This window comes from Protofrankia sp. CiT1, assembly GCF_917627335.1.
GTDB lineage: Bacteria > Actinomycetota > Actinomycetes > Frankiales > Frankiaceae > Protofrankia.
This window is the reverse complement of sequence record NZ_CAKJTP010000193.1, coordinates 1-6,375: the sequence shown is the minus strand read 5'-3', so window position 1 is coordinate 6,375 and position 6,375 is coordinate 1. Positions and strand designations below refer to the sequence as shown.

Sequence of the window (6,375 nt, the reverse complement as noted above, 5' to 3'; positions counted from 1 at the left end):
GGGTCGCCGCGCGCCGGGCCGAGGTCGGCGAGCTGCTGCGCGCCGCCGGGGCGGCCGCGTTGGGGCACGATGCCGGCGCCGAGTGGCTGCGCGGCCGCTTTCACGGCCCGTACCTGCGTGACGCTCTGCTGGACGCCGGGATGTTCGCCGAGACCCTGGAGACGGCCGGCTTCTGGTCGGCCCTGCCCGGCCTGTATGCCGGGGTGCGGGACGCGATCGCCGCGGCGCTGGCCGCCGAGGATGTGCCCGGGGTGGTCATGTGCCACATCTCGCACGTCTACCCGACCGGCGCGTCACTGTACTTCACCGTCGTGTGTCCCCAGCCCGACGAACCGGTGGCGCGCTGGGGGAGGGTGAAGGCCGCGGCCACCCGCGCGATCGTTGACGGGGGCGGGACGGTCACCCATCATCACGCCGTCGGCACCGAGCATCAGCCGTGGCTCGCGGCGGAGATCGGTGACATCGGGCTGGCGGTACTTCGCTCGGTCAAGGACACTCTCGACCCGGCGGGGATCCTCAATCCCGGAATTCTCCTACCGTAAGCGCATGCGGCAGGAGGAGCGGGCGCTGGTCATCGTTGGACCGGGGCGGGCGTTCGGCGCCCAGCTCCTGCGCCGGTTCGCCCGGGAGGGCTTCGCGCTCGGCGTGATCGCCCGGTCGGCCGACACCGTCGGGCGGATCGAAGCGGACCTCGCCAGCGACGATGTCGCGCTGCTCGGCGAGGTCGCCGATGTCACCGAACCGGGCGCCGTCACCGCGGCGTTGGGCACACTCGCGGACGCTCTCGGCGGCCTGACGGCCGTCGTCTACAACGCGAAGCTGAGCATCCGGGGCACCGCGCTGTCCGTGCCGGCGGAAACGGTCAACCAGACGCTGGCGGTCAACGTGACCGGCGCGCTCACTGTTGTGCAGGCCGCCGCGGAGCTGCTTGCCGATCGTCCCTCGGCGTGTGTGCTGCTGACCGCGGCCGGGCCGCGCACCGAGCCGGCCGCCGGCCGCCTCGCCCTCGCCATCGGCAAGGCCGGCCTGCTCGCGCTCGGGACATCGCTTGCGCCCGTGCTCCAGGCGCGCGGAATCCGGCTGCGGACCGTGGTGCTGGAGGCCCGGGTCGCGCCCGCTGGCCCGCTCATACCGGAGGCGGTGGCCGACCACTTCTGGAATGTCTACGCGGCCCCGCGCGGATCGGTGTTCCGCCTTGTCCCGCCGAAGGCGCCCGACCGGGCGCCGCAGCTGTTCGGCGACGGCTGACGCCTGGGCCGGCCCAGGCCTCGGCTGGCCCAGGCGCGCGACCCAGTCCGTGCCAGGACCAGCCGATCGTGCGACGATTCGTCCCGTGACAAGCGGACCTGACGACGGCGTGAACCGGGGCGGCGAAGCAGAGGAGTCCACCCGTCGTCTCCCGCCGGCGGGCGCGGGCGGTGCCACCGGCGGGCATCCCGGAGCGCGCCGTGCCAAGGTCGGTCCGAGCGCCCCACCCCCACCGGCGGACTCGTTCCGTCCGTCTGGCCAGCCCCCGCAGGCATGGCCCGGTCCGGCCCAGCCGGTGGACCGGACCGCTCAGGACACCCGCCGGGTCGGGGCACGACCCGGCGATGCCTATCCGCCCGATGCCTACCCGGCCGACGCTTACCCGGCCGGCTCCGCCCAGCCGCTCCAGCCGGCCGACGATGCCACCGAGTACCCGGCCGAGGCTGACCCGGCGCGGCGGCCCCCCGTCCCGCCGCCGGTCGAGCCGATCGGCGTGATGGCCTCGCCAGCCGCCCCGCGCCGCCGCCGCCGACGGCGGCGCTGGCCGGTCATCACAGTGATCGTGTTGCTCGCTCTGCTGGTTGTGGCCGACCGGGCGGCGGTGCCGATCGCCGAAAGCCAGATGAAGGTGAAGGCGGAGGCAGCTATCACCCAAACCAGCAAGGATCCGACCGTCACACCACCCAGGGTTACCGATGTCAGTATTGGTGGCATTCCGTTCCTTACCCAGGTCCTGTTCGGCAAGTACGACGACCTGCGGGTGACGGTGACGGGTATCTCCACACCTGGGCCGCGTATCTCGGAGGTGAAAGCCAGGCTCCAGGGGGTTCACGTACCGTTCGGTGACGCGATCCGTGACCAGGTGGGGGAAGTTCCGGTCGACAAGGTGACCGCCGCTGTACAGATCAGTTATAGCGATCTCAACACATATCTGGCGGGCCTGAATTTGTCGATCGGCAAGGTACAGGTGGCGCCCGCCGGTGATGGCAAGGTCAAAGTGACCGTGAACGTGCCATTCCTGAGTTCGATCATTGGTCCGCAGGCGATCGAAACGGGTTTCACCGTCAAGGACAACAACCTCATCCTGGTTCTGCCTGGGGGGCTGGCGCTACCGGCGATCCCGTTGCCGATCGCCGGGCTGCCGTTCAACCTGCGGATCGAGAGCGCCACCGCCGGTAAGAACGGTATCGCGGTGCTGGCCTCAGCCGTTGATGTCGTCCTTCCTGCCGGTTCCTGAACCGATGTTGGTCGAATCGGCGACAGTTCCCGGACCGCCGCGCGGGTTATGCGAGATCCTCGATCCGTGCCGGATAGTGTCCGACTGACAGCCGGTCGTCTCCGGACATGCCTGATATGGCCATGACCGACACCGCGCAGTCTGCCCCTCTGCGTCGTGTCCGCGTGATTGGCCCACCCCGGCCTAGATCACGGTCCGTGGGCGGCGCTACGATCCGGACGACCCGCAAGATCGGACGATCCATGTCGAAGTAGTTCGGCGGGGCATCCGGCCTGTGTCCCGTCCTGAAGGGGGAAACACGTGCAGACGACCCTGAGAGTCGTCAGCGGCGCCAACGTGGCCACCGTGCCTGCCGGCCAGCCGTTCGTTGTCGGCCGTGCTCGCACGGCCGACTTCGTCATGCCCGACAGCCGGGTGTCCCGCCGTCATCTGTTAATCGAGCCGGTCGGGGCGGGCTGGGCCGTGCGGGACATCAGTTCCAACGGGACCTGGCTCGACGGCGAGCGTGTGCAGCGCGTGGATGTGAACGGCGAGATCCGGTTCCGGCTCGGCACCCCGACCGGGCCGGAGGTCGTCGTCCGGCCGGAGGCGCCCGCCAGCCGCGAGGTCCTCCCCCGGTTCGATGATCCGCATTTCGAGATGCCGACGATGCTGCGGGAGAGCACCAACTACGAGCCCGGACCGCAGCTGCCGAGGCAGCGCCCGCAGGCTCTGGATGACTCCGGCGCACACGACCTTGAGCGCGAGCACGAACGCCAGACGGCCTACCGGCTGCATCCCGGCACGATGTCCATCGGGCGCTCCCGCGGGAACGACATCGTCGTGGGCGACCTGTTGGCGTCCCGCCGGCACGCGGAGCTGTACGTCGGTCATAGCGGGGACGGCCCCGGCGAGGTGGAGATCGCGGACCTCGACTCCGCCAACGGCACTTTCGTCAACGGCAAGCGCATCGTCCGGGAGAAGCTGCCGCAGGGCGCAGTGATTGCTGTCGGTCACCATGTCTTCCAGCTCGTCGACGACGAGCTCGTCGAGTACATCGACTCCGGGGACGTCAGTTTCGAGGCTGACGGCCTGAACGTGTGGGCCGGCCAGAAACAGCTCATGCACGACATGACCTTCCGGCTGCCCGGCCGGGCGCTGCTGGCGGTGGTCGGGCCGAGCGGTGCGGGCAAATCCACGCTGCTCAACGCCCTTACCGGGTTCCGTCCGGCGGACAAGGGCACGGTGCGTTACGCCGGCCGGGACATGTACTCCGAGTACGACGAGCTCCGCCGCCGTATCGGGTACGTCCCCCAGGAGGATCTGCTCCATACCACCCTGACGGTGCGGCGGGCGTTGGAGTTCGGCGCTGAGCTGCGCTTCCCGCCGGACACGACCAAGGCCGAACGCGGCGCCCGGGTGGACGAGGTCATCGCGGAACTCGGGCTCACCCAGCACGCCGGCACCCAGGTGGCCAAGCTGTCCGGTGGGCAGCGCAAGCGCACCAGCGTCGCGCTGGAACTGCTCACCAAGCCCACCCTGCTCTACCTGGACGAGCCGACCTCCGGACTCGACCCGGGCATGGACAAGAACGTCATGGAGTCGCTGCGCAAGCTTGCCGACGACGGGCGGACGGTCGTCGTCGTCACCCACAGCGTGGCCCAGCTGGACCTGTGTGACTACGTTCTGGTGCTCGCCCCCGGCGGGTACGTCGCCTACTTCGGCCCGCCGCGCGACGCCCTGTCCTTCTTCGCGAAGAAGGACTACCCGGATGTCTTCCTGATGCTGGAGGCCACGGCGGGAGCGGAGTCGGCGGCTCGGTTCCGCCAGTCGCGCTACTACGTGCCGGCGTCGGTCACCGCGCCCTCGGCCCGTCCCGCGCCGGAGGAACTGCCGAGCATCCGCCAGCAGTCGGTGTTCTCCCAGCTGATCACCTTAAGCCGGCGGACGCTGGCGGTGGTCGCGTCCGACCGGTCCTACCTGCGGCTCATCGTCGTGTTCCCGTTTCTGCTCGGGCTCATACCGCGTGCCATACCCGGTAGTTTCACCCTCCCCGGGGACGGCTCGCCGAACGCGGACGCCGCCACGATCCTGCTGGTGATGGTGTTGTGCGCCTGCTTCATGGGCATGGCGAACTCGGTCCGGGAGATCGTCAAGGAACGGGCGATCTACCGCCGAGAGCGGGCGATCGGGCTGTCCCGCACCGCCTACATCGGCTCGAAGATCCTCGTCCTGACATTGATCACTACGTTGCAAGCCATCCCGTTCACCCTGATCGCGCTGGTCGGCCGGGCGCCCGACGAAGGGGTCGCGCTCGGGAACTCCCTCGCCGAGTGCCTGATCGCGGTGATCGTGGTCTCGCTGTCCTCGGCCATGCTGGGGCTCGTCATCTCCGCGCTGGTCGACAACGCGGACAAGACCATGCCGCTGCTCGTGCTTCTTACCATGGCACAGCTTGTGTTCAGCGGCGGCATCCTGCCGGTTCACGGCAAGCCCGGCCTGGAGCAGGTCAGCGTGATCGCGCCGGCCCGTTGGGGTTTTGCCGGGTTGTCCTCGGTCGGTGACCTCAACCGGATCAGCCTCGCCGGTGTCCTCCGTCCCGATGGCAAGTTGATCAACAGCAAGGTGGTCGTCGACCCGTTCTTCGATCACACCTCGTCGGCTTACTTCACCGATATCGGTGCCGGCGTGGGCATCGGCGTGATCTGCGTCATCGTGACCGCCTTCCTGATCCGCCGGATGGACCCGAAGACAGTCAAGAAGCGCAAGCCCGAACAGGCGGCCCGCTGAGCCGCTGGAGGGCTCCTGTTCCCCCTTGTTCCCCCGCTGGCGGCCCAGCCGGAGCCCGGATCAGCCGGACTGCCAGCGGGGGGTGGCGTCCAGGCCGGTGAACGTGGTCAGTCGCTGTGCGTGGGCGTCGTCGAGGCGGTTCGCATCCGTCACGTAGATCTCGCGGTTGGTGTCGCCGGGCCGCTGGGCGGTGTAGGTGATCTTTTTGTTGTCGCCGGACGCGAACGACGGGTCCTGCTCCTGACCGGGGGCCTCGGTCAGCTGTGTCGGTGTGCCCCCGGCGGCGTCCATGACGTAGATGTCCATCTCGGCGAGGTTCGTCCCGGCGCTGCGGCGGAACGCGATCCTCTTGCCGTCCGGTGACCAGCACGGGTCGGCATCAAGGCCGTTCCTGCCGTCAGTGAGCTGGGTGGGCGTCGCGGCGGTGTCGAACGCGTCGATGCTGAACAGCTTGCCGCCGTTGCTCCCGTTCTCGCTGACGAAGTAGACGATCCGGTTGTCCGCCGGGGACCAGGACGGGTCGGTGGCCCCGGCGGGCACGCCCAGCTGCCGGACGCTCGACCCGTCCATCGCGATGACGTAGAGGCCGGCGGTGCCGTCGTTCGGGCCGATGTCGGCCTTGATGACGATGAACCTCCCGGTGGGATCGACCGATGCCCGAGCGTCCTGCGCGATCTGGATGTCCGCTGCCGGGCCGGAGCCGAAAAGCGAGATCGGGCCGACGCTGCCGTCCGCGGCGATCGCTTTCAGGCTGGGGGAGGAGTCACCCACCGTGTAGAGGACGGTCCTGCGTTTCGGTCCGACGATCACCGGGAGCGTGTCCGGCCGCGCGTCGCGGGTCAGCGGCCGTGGCGGCCCCACCGGGCCGTCCGCGCCGACCTGCAGGCTGTAGACGGCCTTCGTGCCGTTCTGTTCGCTGGAGTAGACCAGCGTGTCATCGCCGAGCCCGACGGCGGACTTCGGCAGGATGTCGGCCACCTTCACGTTGCCCCCCGTACCCGAACCACGCGGCGCCAGCGCCAGCACCGCGCCGAGCACGGCCACCACGGCGACACCGCCGCCCGCGACCACGAGCGCTGTCCGGCGGCGGGGCCGCGGTACCACCCGGCCGCCTCGTACGG

The 6,375-nt window shown here is 69.7% G+C and carries 5 protein-coding genes; 4 read left to right on the top strand and 1 reads right to left on the bottom strand.

The features are described from left to right. The 4 genes from MJ785_RS19560 to MJ785_RS19545 all read left to right on the top strand — a co-directional run. On the top strand, positions 1-542 hold a 542-nt coding region (locus MJ785_RS19560; RefSeq protein ID WP_305039924.1), incomplete at its 5' end, for an FAD-linked oxidase C-terminal domain-containing protein. Positions 543-546: 4 nt separating this feature from the next. Then, positions 547-1,248, top strand: a complete 702-nt coding sequence (locus MJ785_RS19555; protein WP_239307911.1) for an SDR family oxidoreductase — start codon at positions 547-549, stop codon at positions 1,246-1,248. Positions 1,249-1,333: 85 nt separating this feature from the next. Continuing rightward, positions 1,334-2,485, top strand: a complete 1,152-nt coding sequence (locus MJ785_RS19550; protein WP_239382170.1) for a DUF2993 domain-containing protein — start codon at positions 1,334-1,336, stop codon at positions 2,483-2,485. 300 nt (positions 2,486-2,785) lie between these two features. Then, on the top strand, positions 2,786-5,254 hold the full coding sequence (locus tag MJ785_RS19545; RefSeq protein ID WP_239307913.1) for an ATP-binding cassette domain-containing protein: 2,469 nt from the start codon (positions 2,786-2,788) through the stop codon (positions 5,252-5,254). 60 nt (positions 5,255-5,314) lie between these two features. Here the strand turns inward: MJ785_RS19545 and MJ785_RS19540 are convergent. Next, a partial coding sequence (locus MJ785_RS19540; RefSeq protein ID WP_370652996.1) for a TolB family protein occupies positions 5,315-6,375 on the bottom strand: 1,061 nt, incomplete at its 5' end.

Bases quoted from the DNA above. Each gene is read 5' to 3' on its own strand.
- MJ785_RS19555 (WP_239307911.1), top strand. From the start codon at position 547: ATGCGGCAGGAGGAGCGGGCGCTGGTCATCGTTGGACCGGGGCGGGCG.